General features: G+C 70.4%; 14 protein-coding genes. All 14 read left to right on the forward strand.

The annotated features are described in order from the left end of the window. The first annotated feature begins 4 nt into the window (after positions 1-4). Positions 5-622 (forward strand): tetratricopeptide repeat protein, encoded by a 618-nt coding sequence (locus A6048_RS18615; RefSeq protein WP_107749248.1) that lies wholly within the window; start codon positions 5-7, stop codon positions 620-622. A gap of 5 nt (positions 623-627) precedes the next feature. Continuing rightward, positions 628-1626 carry an HAD-IIA family hydrolase gene (locus A6048_RS07225; protein WP_107749247.1) on the forward strand — a complete coding sequence of 333 codons (999 nt, stop codon included), beginning with the start codon at positions 628-630 and terminating at the stop codon, positions 1624-1626. A 10-nt stretch (positions 1627-1636) separates the two neighbouring features. Next, complete coding sequence (locus tag A6048_RS07230; protein ID WP_235027671.1) at positions 1637-1864, forward strand: hypothetical protein; 228 nt, start codon at positions 1637-1639, stop codon at positions 1862-1864. After that, a complete protein-coding gene (locus tag A6048_RS07235; RefSeq protein WP_107749245.1) occupies positions 1864-2682 on the forward strand; it encodes a TlyA family RNA methyltransferase in 819 nt (272 codons plus the stop codon). The genes A6048_RS07230 and A6048_RS07235 overlap by 1 nt, the downstream gene beginning before the upstream one ends. After that, complete coding sequence (locus tag A6048_RS07240; RefSeq protein WP_107749244.1) at positions 2679-3608, forward strand: NAD kinase; 930 nt, start codon at positions 2679-2681, stop codon at positions 3606-3608. Before A6048_RS07235 ends, A6048_RS07240 begins: the two co-directional genes overlap by 4 nt. A gap of 9 nt (positions 3609-3617) precedes the next feature. After that, a complete protein-coding gene (recN, locus tag A6048_RS07245) occupies positions 3618-5363 on the forward strand; it encodes a DNA repair protein RecN (RefSeq protein WP_107749243.1) in 1746 nt (581 codons plus the stop codon). A gap of 59 nt (positions 5364-5422) precedes the next feature. Further along, the gene (gene steA / locus A6048_RS07250) at positions 5423-6595 is read left to right on the forward strand and encodes a putative cytokinetic ring protein SteA (RefSeq protein WP_107749242.1); all 1173 of its coding nucleotides are present in this window, start codon (positions 5423-5425) and stop codon (positions 6593-6595) included. Then, positions 6592-7524: a copper transporter gene (locus tag A6048_RS07255; RefSeq protein WP_235027672.1), complete on the forward strand. Its 933-nt coding sequence runs from the start codon at positions 6592-6594 to the stop codon at positions 7522-7524. The genes steA and A6048_RS07255 overlap by 4 nt, the downstream gene beginning before the upstream one ends. 76 nt (positions 7525-7600) lie before the next feature. Continuing rightward, positions 7601-9385 (forward strand): CTP synthase, encoded by a 1785-nt coding sequence (locus tag A6048_RS07260; RefSeq protein WP_235027673.1) that lies wholly within the window; start codon positions 7601-7603, stop codon positions 9383-9385. A 5-nt stretch (positions 9386-9390) separates the two neighbouring features. Next, on the forward strand, positions 9391-9960 hold the full coding sequence (locus A6048_RS07265; protein ID WP_107749241.1) for an NUDIX domain-containing protein: 570 nt from the start codon (positions 9391-9393) through the stop codon (positions 9958-9960). A 59-nt stretch (positions 9961-10019) separates the two neighbouring features. Then, positions 10020-10970 carry a tyrosine recombinase gene (locus A6048_RS07270; protein WP_107749240.1) on the forward strand — a complete coding sequence of 317 codons (951 nt, stop codon included), beginning with the start codon at positions 10020-10022 and terminating at the stop codon, positions 10968-10970. A 75-nt stretch (positions 10971-11045) separates the two neighbouring features. Further along, on the forward strand, positions 11046-11921 hold the full coding sequence (locus A6048_RS07275) for a ParA family protein (RefSeq protein WP_107749239.1): 876 nt from the start codon (positions 11046-11048) through the stop codon (positions 11919-11921). 8 nt (positions 11922-11929) lie between these two features. Then, positions 11930-12787 (forward strand): segregation and condensation protein A, encoded by an 858-nt coding sequence (locus A6048_RS07280; protein WP_162533928.1) that lies wholly within the window; start codon positions 11930-11932, stop codon positions 12785-12787. Further along, the gene (gene scpB / locus A6048_RS07285) at positions 12778-13485 is read left to right on the forward strand and encodes an SMC-Scp complex subunit ScpB (protein ID WP_107749238.1); all 708 of its coding nucleotides are present in this window, start codon (positions 12778-12780) and stop codon (positions 13483-13485) included. The genes A6048_RS07280 and scpB overlap by 10 nt, the downstream gene beginning before the upstream one ends. The last annotated feature ends 4 nt before the right edge of the window (positions 13486-13489 follow it).

Below are 13489 nucleotides of genomic sequence, written 5' to 3' on the forward strand. Positions count from 1 at the left end.
CGACATGGAGATCCGCAGGGACCTCCGGGGTCTCGACAAGGCCAACGCTGAACTCGTGGCCCGGCACCTGGTTGCCGCGATGCACTTCGTCGACGACGATCCCGAGTTGGCGCTCGCCCACGGTCGGGCCGCCAAGAACCGTGCGGGACGGATAGGAGTCGTTCGCGAGACCCTGGGCGTCCTCGCCTATCGGGCCCGCGAGTGGTCCGAAGCCCTCGGCGAGCTTCGCGCCGCGCGGCGGATCTCGGGTGGCCCCGGTCTGCTGGCGATGATGGCCGACTGCGAGCGGGGTCTCGAACGCCCACAGAAGGCGATCGAGCTCGCCCGCGGGGAGGAGTCCCATCAGGTCACCGGTGAAGACCTCGTCGAACTGCGCATCGTGGAAGCCGGCGCGCGAGTGGACATGGGTCAGCTCGACGCCGCCCTCGTCACACTCCAGGATGCCGGCGCGGACGCGGGCGCTGTGGGAGAGGAAGCAGCTCGGCTGGATTACGCCTACGCGGAGGTCCTGTTGGCATCCGGCCGGAGAGACGAAGCCGCCGCGTGGTTCGGTCACGCAATGGCCGCCGACCCGGACCAGCACACGGACGCGGAGTCGCGTCTGGCGGAGCTCGAGGACTAGTCCCGGTGTCTGCAGCCACTCTGTCGGATCTGTACGACGCACTGCTCGTCGACCTCGACGGGACCCTGATCCGTGGTCCTGAACCGATTCCGGGCGCCGCGGAGGCGCTGGACGAGTCGGGACTCCCGGTGGTCTACGTGACCAACAACGCGAGCCGTTCCCCCGCTGACACCGCAGCGCACCTGCGAGATCTGGGCTTCACGGCGCGGGATTCCGACGTCATGACGAGTGCGCAGGCGGCCGTGATGATGCTGGTCGATCACGTGGACGCGGGGGCGAGAGTCCTCGTGGTGGGCCACGACAGCTTCAGGGACCTCGCACGGGCGGCCGGCTACGAGGTGGTCCACTCGGCCGATGACCATCCGGAGGTGGTCCTCCAGGGGCTGTCCCGGGAACTGACCTGGGGCGACCTCGCCGAAGGATGTCTCGCGATCCGCCATGGAGTTCCCTGGGTGGCCTCCAACGTGGACACGACGCTACCCACCGAGCGGGGTCTCCTGCCCGGAAATGGCTCTCTCGTGGCGGCGCTCCGCGCTGCGACGGACCGCGAGCCCGTGGTCGCGGGGAAACCGGCCGCCGGAGTTCTCAGGGCAGCCGCCGACCTGGTCGGCGCGAAGCGGCCGTTGGTGGTCGGCGACCGGCTCGACACCGACATAGAGGGAGCGTTGGCCGCCGGAATGCCCGCACTCCTGGTCCTGACCGGGGTCCACGGGACGGCTGACCTACTCGCCGCCGACGAATGTCGTCGAGCAACACACCTCGCCCGAGACCTGTCCGCGCTCGCCGCGCCGCCCGAGGTCAGTCGCATCGACTCGGCACCCGCACTCGACGCGAGGGTGCTGGACGGGGTACTTCACCTGAACGGGATCCCGGAGACCATGGGTGGTGTCGACCTGGCGCGCAGCGTCATCCGTCAGGCGTGGTTGCACGGAGTGACCACCATCGGGGATCCCGGTGGCGATGCGCGGTCACGGTTCGCCGATGCCGGACTCGTCGTGGGCTAGCGTGGACCGCGTGAGCACTCCCGGACCGACACCATTGCCAGGGCCCGCGGGCCCGGACGTCGACGAACTCCGCTCGGCTTTCGACGATCTCCTCTCCGACTCCGTCGGGCCGTCTTCGGGCGACGACCACGGCGGCGACAGCGACGGCGGGGTGGTTCGCGATGACCAGGTCGGTGCCCTGGACGCCGCCCACGAACTGCTCGCCCGCGCACTCTCCGCCCTGGACTCAGCCCGCTGATGGCGCCCACTCGCAGGCGCCTGGACGCAGAGCTGGTCCGCCGCAAGATGTGTGACAGTCGGGAACGTGCACAGGATCTCATCGGCTCCGGGCGTGTGATCGTCAACGGTGTCGCAGCCAGCAAGCCCGCAACCCAGGTGGAGCCGACCACCTCCATCGCGCTCGCCGCCTCGAACGAACCCGACTGGGCCTCACGGGGAGCCCATAAACTCATCGGCGCACTGGATTCCTTCGGCGTGGGTGTCGCCGGTGCGCGCTGCCTGGATGCAGGCGCCTCCACGGGAGGCTTCACCGATGTTCTGCTCACACGTGGCGCCGACCGGGTCGAGGCCGTGGACGTGGGCTACGGGCAACTCGTGTGGCGCCTGCGCAACGACGATCGGGTCGGCGTCCACGACAAGACCAACGTCCGATCAATCACCCCCGAGGACATCGGGGGCGAGGTCGATGTGGTGGTCTCCGACCTGTCGTTCATCTCCCTCCCGCTCGTCCTCCCCGCGCTGACCGCGTGCGTTCGCACCGGCGGGGATCTGCTCCCCATGGTCAAACCCCAGTTCGAGGTGGGACGCGAGCGGGTCGGCCAGGGCGGCGTCGTCCGCGACACCGCGCTCCGGATCGAAGCGGTCACCGGCGTCGCCCGGGCCGCGGCGGCACTCGGGGTGGAATCGCTCGGCTGTGTGGCGAGCCCGCTCCCGGGGCCGTCCGGGAACGTCGAGTACTTCCTTCATCTACGCAAGACCGAGTCAGGGGTTCCGGTGGAGCTGACACATCAAGCGCAGGACACCATCCACCGCGCAGTGGAGGAGGGGCCGAAGTGACGGACAGGACAGGGGAGGGGATACCCCGCCGGATCCTGCTCGAGGCCAATATCGAGCGGCCGGATATCGTCGCCATAGTCGCTCAGGTGGTCGACGCCTGTGCGAACCGGGGGATCGCGGTGCGGATGCTCGCGGACACCAGTGAGAACGTTGCCACGGGGACGGGTGTCGAGTCGGTGGCGGACACCCCGCACGCGGCTGACGGGTGCGAGCTCGTTCTGGTCCTGGGCGGAGACGGAACGTTCCTGCGGGCGTGTCAGTACGCCAACGCTGCCGATGTACCGGTGCTGGGGGTGAACCTCGGGCACATCGGATTCCTCGCCGAGTCCGAGATCTCGTCGCTCCACGGCGTGGTCGAACAGATCGCGGACCGGGACTACCGGGTGGTCGAGCGTATGACGGTCGAGGCCACCGTGATCCACGGGGACACCGTGCTGGGTCACGACTGGGCGCTCAACGAGGTGAGTATCGAGAAGGTCTCCCGGCAGGGTGTCCTCGAGGCGTCGGTCGAGATCGACGGTCGACCGGTGAGCGACTACGGGTGCGACGGCATGCTCGTGTCGACCCCGACGGGGTCCACGGCGTACGCGTTCTCGGCCGGGGGCCCGATCGTCTGGCCGGAGCTCGACGCGATCCTGGTGGTGCCGAACAACGCCCACGCCCTCTTCGCCCGGCCCATGGTCGTGGCGCCCAGCTCCCGTGTCGCCGTGGAGACCGGGACCCGCTCGGGGCCCGCGGTGGTGGTCCTCGACGGGCGCCGACTGGTCCACGCCCCCGCCGGCAGCCGCGTCGAGGTGGTGCGCGGTCGACGACCGGTCAAGTGGGTGCGATTGGACGAATCGCCCTTCACGGACAGGCTGGTGACCAAGTTCGAACTCCCGGTGACCGGGTGGCGCGGGCGGTCGGCAGTCCGCCCACTCCCCTAGGGTGGGTGCGTGCTCACGGAACTTCGGATCAGCGGACTCGGCGTCATCGACGAGGCCGTGGCCGATTTCGCCCCGGGGCTATCGGTTCTGACAGGTGAGACCGGTGCGGGCAAGACCATGGTCGTCACCGGACTGAGGCTTCTGGCCGGGGGGCGCGCCGATCCGGGGCGTGTCCGGCGTGGGGCCGTCCGGGCCGTGGTGGAAGGTCGATTCGACCTGGCCGCTGCGGCGACGATGGATTCGGCCGACAGGCAGCAGTTGGACAGGCTCCTCGAGGATGCGGACGTGGAACTCGACGAGGACGGCACGGTGATCGCCGCACGCCGGGTCGGTGCCGACGGACGGTCCCGGGCCCGGTTGGGCGGTCGTTCCGTTCCCGCCGGCACGCTGGCCCGGTTCTGCTCCCCGGTACTCGCCGTGCATGGTCAGAACGACCAGCTCCGACTACTGCGTCCCGACCGGCAACGCGAGGCGGTCGATTCCCACGGGGGCGAGCCGGCGCGGGCCGCGTTGAAGGCCTATCAGGAGACTTACCACAGCTGGCGGGAGGCCGAGAGGTCGCTGGCGGAACGCACCGGGCGCGCGCGTGAGCTGGCCCGCGAGGCCGACCTGCTACGCCACGGGCTCGACGAGATCGACGCGCTGGATCCCAGACCGGGGGAGGAGGCCGAGCTCGATGCCGTCATCCGTCGCCTCACCGACTCGGAGGAGTTGCGGGAGGTGGCGGGTCAGGCGCACGAGACATTGACCGGGGACGGCGAGACCGCGGAGCCGGTCGTCAACGTCCTGGACCAACTGCGGCAGCGACTCGCGGGAGCGGGGGATCCCGCGCTCGACCCCATCGCCACCAGCATCGACCAGGCCGTCGCCGCCCTCGGGGACGCGGCTACCGAGCTCGGCCTCTACCTCGCCGAGCTCCCGGTCGACGCGGCGGACCTCGACTCGGCCCTCGAGAGGCGGCATGATCTGAGGGCGCTCACCCGGAAGTACGGCACCGACGTGGACGACGTGATCGAGTGGGCCGAGAAGGCGCGTACCCGCCTGTCCGAGGTGGACACCTCCGACACCGCGGTGGCGGAGCTCACCTCCACGGTCGCGAGACTCGCCGCCAGGCTGGAGGAGCAGGCCGCCGAGCTCACGGCGGTTCGCCGGACCGCGGGGGAGGACCTGGCACAGCGGGTGACGTCCGAACTGGCGGAACTGTCCATGGGAGGAGCCGGACTGGTCGTCCGGGTCTCACCGTCAGGAGACGGCCTCGCCGCGGCGACGGAGTCGGGTCTGGACGACGTCGAGATGGCGCTCGACGGGCCGTCGGGAGTCGTCCCGTTGGGCCGAGGGGCCTCGGGTGGAGAGCTGTCCAGGGTGATGCTCGCACTGGAGGTCGTCCTCGCCGAACGCTCCGGAGGCGGGACACTGGTCTTCGACGAGGTCGACGCAGGAGTGGGTGGGCGCGCCGCACTGAGCATCGGGAAGCGGCTGGCCAGGCTGGCGAGGACGCACCAGGTGATCGCGGTGACGCACCTCGCGCAGGTCGCCGCCTTTGCTGACACCCACCTCGTGGTCCACAAGGCTGCGGACGCCACCGGCGGGGACGGCGTCGTGTCGGGCGTGCGCGCGGTCGACGACTCGGACAGGGTCACCGAACTGGCGCGGATGCTCGCGGGGATGGAGGACACCGACACCGGCCTCGCGCACGCGGAGGAACTCCTGGGGAAGGCGCGGTCGGAGAAGTCTCAAGCTCAAGTCGACCGTTAACCCGACACGCCGGGCCTACCTCCCTCGTCACTCGAATCACACGCGTGATACTCGGGCACATGAAGATGACGGGTCTCCTCAATCGCCGCTCCAACGATCTCGCCGGTGTGGTCGGTACCGTCCGCCAGATCCGGGCGGGGTCACCGATCCCCAGGAAGCTCGGCGTCAAGGACGTCGTCGTGCTCGACCTCAACCGGACCTCGGCCGCCATGGCCCGCGCCGTCGTCGACGCCGGTGTCGGCGCCGTCGTCCACGTTCCTCGTCCCGGCGAGGAGATGCTGCCCCGGGCGGCGTTCCGCATTCTGGCCTCGTCAACCATCCCGGTCATCGAGGACGCGGACCTCGCCGAGGTCGAGGACGGAACCCGCGTCCGCATCGACGAGGGAGTCGTCTACTCCGTCAAGACCGAGGACCAGCTGGCCACCGGCCGCGAGGCAGGGCCCGCCACGCTCCTCACCGAGGTCCACGCGGCCGAGAACGGGTACGTGGAGTCCGCACTGGCGCACCTGGCCAACGCCACGGAGTTCCTCAGCCTCGAGCACCAGTTGCTCCTCGACGGCGAGGGCCTGCCCCAGATCGACGTGGACTTCACCGGTCGCCACGTGGTGGTGGTGACCGGGGATCGGTCCTCGGAGGCGCAGCTCGCGGAACTCAAGCCGTTCATGAAGGAGTACCGACCGCTACTCGTGGGCGTGGACGGGGGCGCCGAACTGCTGCGCGCCGCCCGGTTCTCCGCCGACGTCGTGGTCGCGACCCCCACCTCGGTCTCCGACGAGGTCCTCACGGACGGCGCGGTCCTGGTCGTGCCCGCGGACCGGGACGGCAGGGCCGAGGGCCTCGAGCGCGTCACCGAACTCGGGGTGGGCGCCACCACCTTCCCCGCCGCGGCGACCGCGCGCGACATGGCTCTGCTGCTGGCCTTCCACGGCGGAGCGGAGATGATCGTGGTGACCGGTGACGACCGTGGTCTCGAGAACGCTTTCGGCGCCTCCTCCGCACCGTCGTCGACGATGGTCGACACGGCCGTGTCGTCCCGCCTCGTCCACGCCGATGCGTGCGCCACCCTGTACCGCTCGCGCGGCGCCGGGATCGGACTGGCCCTCGTGGTGCTCGCGGCGCTCATCGCGGTGGCCGCGGTAGTGGTCGCCCGCGATTCCGCCCAGGATCTGCTCATCTGGGCCATCGACACCTGGAACACCTTCGCTCTCTGGGTCCAGGGGCTCGTCCGTTGATCTCTCTGCGTCGCCACGTTCTCACGCTGGTTGCCGTATTCCTCGCCCTCGGGCTGGGAGTGGTCCTGGGGTCGACGTCCGTGGCGACGTCGATCCGGGACGCGGTGGTCGATCGCGAGGAGACGACAGCGGCGCAACTCGAGACGGCCAGGAACGAGTCCGCCGCGCAGCGGCTCGCCGCCGACCGTCTGGACGCCATGGCCGGTGAGCTCACCGGCTCGGTGGTGGACGGCACCCTCGAGGGTCGACCCGTGCTGGTCGTGGTCGCACCCGGGGCCTCCGACGAGGACGTGAGCGCTGCCGTCGACGTCATCGGTGCCGCCGGCGGCATCGCCGCGGGGCGGGTGACGCTCACGGACAAGGCGTTCGATCCGGAGGCCGACGCCGAGGTGCAGGCCCTCGTGGCCAACCTCCCGATCGGCGACGCGCCGGCCACCGATGCAGACCTGGGCACCCAGCTGGGCACCGCGCTGGGTCGCGCCGGGTTGCTGCGCACCGAGGACGCGGAACCACACCTGGACGACGACGACCGCGCGACGGTTCTCACCACGCTGTCCGATGCGGACCTCGTCGAATTCGAGGCCGGCACCCTCCGGCCCGGTCAGTTGACGTTGATCGTCAGCGGCCCGGTCGAGGACGAGTCGACCGCGGTCCGGTTGGCCTCGTTCGCGCGGACCCTGGACCGCGAAGGCGCGGGCACGGTCGTCTCCGCCGAGCTCACCGGCGCATCGGGATACGACGCGGTCACCGTGTTGCGCTCCTCCGGCGAGGACGGTGTCTCGACCGTCGACTCGGCGGCCTCCGACGCGGGTCGTCTGGCCACGGCCCTCGCGCTGGCGGAGCAGCTCGACCGGGCGCAGGGACACTACGGGCTGCGGCCGGATGCGACCGCGGCGGTGCCGTCGCTCCCCACCGCGCCCGCTCGGTGATAGCCTGAAGCCCCGTGGGGTACACCGGAGCCACACCAGCATTCATCCATTCCGGCGTCTGGACACGGGAGTCCCCTTGGCACTGAACCGAGCCGCGTCGCGGTCCGCGACCAAGCACATCTTCGTCACCGGTGGCGTGGCGTCGTCGCTGGGTAAGGGGCTCACCGCCTCCAGCCTGGGGCAGCTTCTCACCGCCCGCGGACTCCGCGTGACCATGCAGAAACTGGACCCGTACATCAACGTGGACCCGGGGACGATGAACCCGTTCCAGCACGGGGAGGTGTTCGTCACCGAGGACGGTGCGGAGGCCGATCTCGACCTGGGCCACTACGAGCGGTTCCTCGACCGCGACCTGAGCGCCAACGCCAACGTGACGACCGGCCAGGTGTACTCGGCGGTGATCGCCAAGGAGCGCCGCGGCGAGTACCTCGGCGACACGGTCCAGGTGATCCCGCACATCACGGACGCGATCAAGGAACGCATCATCGCGATGGGCGCGCCCGACGAGCAGGGGCGGCGCCCCGACGTCGTGATCACCGAGGTCGGCGGCACGGTCGGCGACATCGAGTCCCAGCCCTTCCTGGAGGCCTGCCGGCAGGTCCGTCACGAGGTCGGTCGGGAGAACATCTTCTTCCTCCACGTCTCGCTGGTGCCGTACCTCGCACCGTCGGGTGAGCTCAAGACCAAGCCCACCCAGCACTCCGTGGCGGCGCTGCGGTCGATCGGTATCGTCCCGGACGGTCTGGTCCTGCGGTGCGACCGGGATGTGCCGGACGGGCTCAAGTCCAAGATCGCTCTCATGTGCGACGTGGACCTCGAGGGCGTGGTCTCCACCCCCGACGCACCGAGCATCTACGACATCCCGAAGGTCCTCTTCGGCGAGCATCTCGACACCCACGTCATCCGGAAGCTCAACCTGCCGTTCCGGGACGTCGACTGGACCGTCTGGGGTGACCTCCTCAAGCGGGTGCACGAGCCCCGCGAAGAGGTCGAGATCGCCCTGGTCGGTAAGTACATCGACCTACCCGACGCCTACCTGTCGGTGACCGAGGCCCTGCGAGCCGGCGGTTTCGCCCACCGGGCGCGGGTCAACATCCGGTGGGTCCAGTCCGACGAGTGCGTCACCGAGGCGGGTGCCCGCGAGGCGCTCCGCGGCGTGGACGGCATGCTGATCCCCGGAGGCTTCGGCATCCGCGGCATCGAGGGCAAGCTCGGCGCCATCTCGTGGTCCCGCAGGAACGGCATCCCGCTGCTGGGTCTGTGTCTGGGACTGCAGTGTTCGGTGATCGAGGCGGCCCGGTCGGTGGGGCTCGAGGGCGCCTCCTCGACGGAGTTCGACCCGGACACCGAGCATCCGGTCATCTCCACCATGGCCGACCAGGTCGACGCGGTCGCCGGGCAGGCCGATCTGGGCGGGACGATGCGTCTGGGTGCGTACCCGGCCGTGCTCACCAAGGGATCGGTTGTCGCCGACGCGTACGGCGAGACCGAGGTCTCGGAGCGGCATCGACACCGCTTCGAGGTCAACAACACCTATCGCGACAAGATCGCCGAGTCCGGTCTCCGATTCTCCGGCACCTCGCCCGACGGTCATCTGGTGGAGTTCGTCGAGTACCCGCCGGAGCAGCACCCGTTCTTCGTGGCCACCCAGGCCCATCCGGAGTACAAGTCGCGGCCGACCCGCCCGCATCCGCTGTTCGCGGCGTTCGTCAAGGCGGCGCTGGCGTACGAGAACGAGATGCGGCTGCCGGTGGAACCGTGGCGGGAGGACCAGACCGGCGCCGGGGCGGCCGGGACCGGGTCCCGGTCGGGCAGTGCCGAGCCCGAGTTGACCTCCGACGTCCGCTCGGACGGAAGCTGATCGGCGTGTCCGACACCGGTGCCCCCGGGTCGCACGACTACCGGACCGTCGCCAGCCGCGAGATCTTCGACGGCAGGATCGTCAGGCTGCGCGTGGATACGCTCACCATGCCGGGCGGGGGTACCGCCGACCGGGAGATCTGTGGGCACGACGACGCGGTCGCGGTGATCGCGCTGGACGACAGGGATCAGGTGACGTTGGTCCGGCAGTACCGCCACGCGGTGGGGGAGCGGCTCTGGGAACTCCCGGCCGGGCTGTGCGACGTCGAGGGCGAGCAGCCCGTGGAGACCGCGCGCCGAGAACTGCTCGAGGAGACCGGTCTGGAGGCGCGGTCCTGGGAGCCGGTGATCTCGATCGTGCCGTCGCCGGGGTTCTGCACCGAACGTGTCCACGTGTTCCTGGCCAGGGAACTCGGTGAGGTGGGCAGGCCCGAGGCGCAGCACGAGGAAGCGGACATGGAGGTGGCGCGGATGCCGTTCGCCGAGGCCGTGGAGGCCGTCCTGGACGGACGCATTGTCAACGGCATCGCCGTGGCCGGGATCCTCGCGGCACGCGCGTCGATCGCCGGGCTCTGACCGGGGCAGACCCGCGATGGTGACGGGAGCGTACCTGTGATGACGCCGGCCCTACCGCCATGACTCAGCCCGGCGGAGTCGCGGTCCAGATCCGCGGTTATCTCGACCACCTCGCCGTCGAACAGGGGGCCTCCACCCACACCCTGGCCGCGTACCGGCGTGACCTGGAGAAGTACCGGCAGTACCTCGCGGAGTCGGGCGTCGGGGACCTCGGGGCGGTGACCGAGTCCCACGTCGAGGAGTTCCGCGCCCGCCTCGCCACCGCCGACCCGGACGTCGGCAGGAGTGCGCTCGCGCCCAGCTCGGTCGCGCGCACTCTGGCCGCGGTCCGGGGGTTGCACCGTTTCGCCACCAGGGACGGGGTGACCCGCGTCGACGCCGCGGCGTCCGTGACCCCGCCCCGCCCTCCGCGACGACTGCCCAAGGCGCTTCCCGTGGACCGGATCATCGCGGTGATCGAGGCCGCGGGTGGCACCGAGGTGGACACCGACCCCGCCCGGTTGCGGGACCGGGCGATGCTCGAACTGCTGTACGCCACCGGGGCGCGCGCGGCCGAGCTGGTGGGACTGGACGTGGACGACCTCGACGGTCTCGATCACCCCGGCGGGGGCACCGTGATCCTGCGCGGCAAGGGGGGCAAGGAACGGGTGGTCCCGGTCGGGCGTCCGGCCTGCGTGGCAGTCGGTGCCTACCTGGTGCGCGCCCGACCCGCGATGGCGGTCAGAGGCGGACCGGCGTTGTTCCTCAACACCCGTGGCGGGCGGATCACCCGGCAGTCCCTGTGGAACGTGGTTGCCGTGGCCGCCGAGCGGGCGGGTGTGGAGCTGGACATCTCGCCACACTCGTTCCGGCACTCGTTCGCCACCCATCTACTGGACGGCGGGGCGGACATCCGAGTGGTCCAGGAGCTGCTGGGCCATGCCTCGGTCACCACGACGCAGGTGTACACCCTCGTCACCGTCGACACGCTCCGCGAGGTCTGGGCCGAGTGCCACCCTCGAGCACGGTAACGTGACCGGGGACCGGCCTGAGCGCAGGTGACGACGCAGCGAGAGGAGACGCGGGTGGCGCAGGACTCTGGGACGATGGATCCCGCACTGTTCTCCCGCGCGGAACTCCTGGGGGCCGACGACCCGGCGGCCGGCGAGGGTTTCTCCGCGATCCCCGAGCCGCAGCCGCTCACCTCCCACGGTCCGGCCATGGTCGTCTCGATGTGCAACCAGAAGGGTGGGGTCGGCAAGACCACCAGCACCATCAACCTGGCCGCCGCCCTCGCGGAGTACGGCCGCCGGGTGCTCGTGGTGGACCTCGACCCGCAGGGAGCGCTGTCGGCCGGTCTGGGTATCCCGCACCACCAGCTCGACCTGACCGTCTACAACCTCCTGGTGGACAACACCGTGTCGACGGAGGAGGTGCTCGTCCGGACCAGGGTGGAGGGCGTGGACCTCATCCCCGCCAACATCGACCTGTCCGCCGCGGAGATCCAGCTGGTCAACGAGGTCGGGCGCGAGCAGGCGCTGGGCCGAGCGCTGTACCCGGTGCTCGACCGCTACGACTACGTCCTGATCGACTGCCAGCCGTCGCTGGGTCTGCTCACCGTCAACGCCCTGGCCTGCTCGGACGGGGTGCTGATCCCGATGGAGTGCGAGTACTTCTCGCTGCGCGGACTCGCACTCCTCACGGACACGATCGAGAAGGTTCGCGACCGCATCAACCCGCGGCTCCACCTGACCGGGATCCTGATCACCATGTTCGACCGCCGGACGGTCCACGCCCGCGATGTCCTCGGCCGGGTCGTCGAGGTGTTCGGCGACCAGGTCTTCGACACCCTCGTCACCCGTACCGTCCGGTTCCCGGAGACCACCGTCGCCGGGGAACCCATCACCACGTGGGCACCCAGATCGGCGGGGGCGCAGGCCTACCGGGCACTGGCTCGCGAGGTCATCCAGCGCGGCAGGTGAGAGGTCCGGTGACCGGGGTCGGGCTCCCTCCGGGAGAGGGCACCACTGAGGTCGCTACCACCGGGGTCGACGAGGCCGAGGGCCCGCGCGCGTTCACCGTCCACCTGACCAACTTCACCGGCCCGTTCGACCTGCTGCTCAAGCTCATCGACTCGCGGCGCCTCGACGTGACCGAGGTCGCCCTCCACTCGGTCACCGACGAGTTCATCGCGCACGCCCGCGAGCTCGGTCGGGAGGCGGGCCTCGAGGAGGTCACCGAGTTCCTGGTGGTGGCGGCCACGCTGCTCGATCTCAAGACCGCGCGACTCGTGCCGTCCGGGGAGGTCCAGGACCTCGAGGACCTGGCGCTGCTGCAGGCGCGGGACCTGCTCTTCGCCCGTCTCCTGCAGTTCCGGGCGTTCCGTCAGGTGGCCGAGTTGTTCGCGGAACTCGACAGGACCGCCCGTCACTCCTATCCGCGGACGGCGGGCCCGGACGAGGAGTTCCTGGACCTGCTGCCCGAGGTGGAGCTCGGTGTGGACATCGAGCAGTTCGCCACCATCGCCGCCGTGGCGTTCCGGCCCCGCCCGGTCGAGGAGGTGGGGGTCTCGCACATCCATACGGCCACCGTGTCCGTCCCCGAGCAGGCCGGCCGCGTCCTGGAGCTGCTGAGGTTCCGTGGCCGGGGCGAATGGGTGGACTTCCGGGAGCTGGTCTCCGGGTGCAGCGACTCCCTCGTCGTCGTCGCCAGGTTCCTCGCCCTGTTGGAGTTGTACCGGGCGCGCGCCGTGGCGCTCGCCCAGGACGAGGCGCTCGGTGACCTGTTGGTGAGCTGGACCGGTGGGGAGGCCGCCGAGGTGACACGCGGGAGGGACGAATGGACGTGACTGAGGACAACGGACCGTGGGCGGGGGGACCCGGTGGGGTCAACGACGACGACGAACTCCACGACCCCGGTGCCCCGCCGTTGCGGGCCCGACTCGAGGCGCTGTTACTGGTGGTTGACCAGCCGGCCGCCGAGGGGCAGCTGGCCTCGGCGGCGGGGTCGACACCCGCAGAAGTGGCGGCTGAGCTGCGGGCGTGGCGCGATGACCTCACGGCGGTGGGCAGCGGTATCGACCTGAGGCGCACCGATGAGGGATGGCGGCTCTACACCCGTCGGGAGCTCGCACCGTACGTGGAGCGGCTCCTCACCGACGGCACCAGGTCGACGCTCACCCGCGCCGCACTGGAGACGCTGGCGGTGATCGCCTACCGGCAGCCGGTCACCCGATCGCGCATCGCGGCCGTCCGCGGGGTCAACGTGGACGGGGTCATGCGGACCCTCGTGGCCCGTGGGCTGGCCGTGGAATGCGGCACCGATGCGGACACCGGGGGCATGCTGTATAGGACGACGGAGCTATTTCTGGAAAGATTGGGACTCACGTCGCTCGACGAGCTCCCGGACATCGCCCCGTTGCTGCCGGATGTCGACCTGGTCGACGAGATGAGCGACGATCCCGCGGACGATCCGCGGATACCCCTGGGGCGGCGCAGAACCGCTGTGCCCGACCCCGCCGATGAACACGAGAACGAAGAGATGTGACGCA

This window comes from Dietzia psychralcaliphila, from assembly GCF_003096095.1.
GTDB classification, from domain to species: domain Bacteria; phylum Actinomycetota; class Actinomycetes; order Mycobacteriales; family Mycobacteriaceae; genus Dietzia; species Dietzia psychralcaliphila.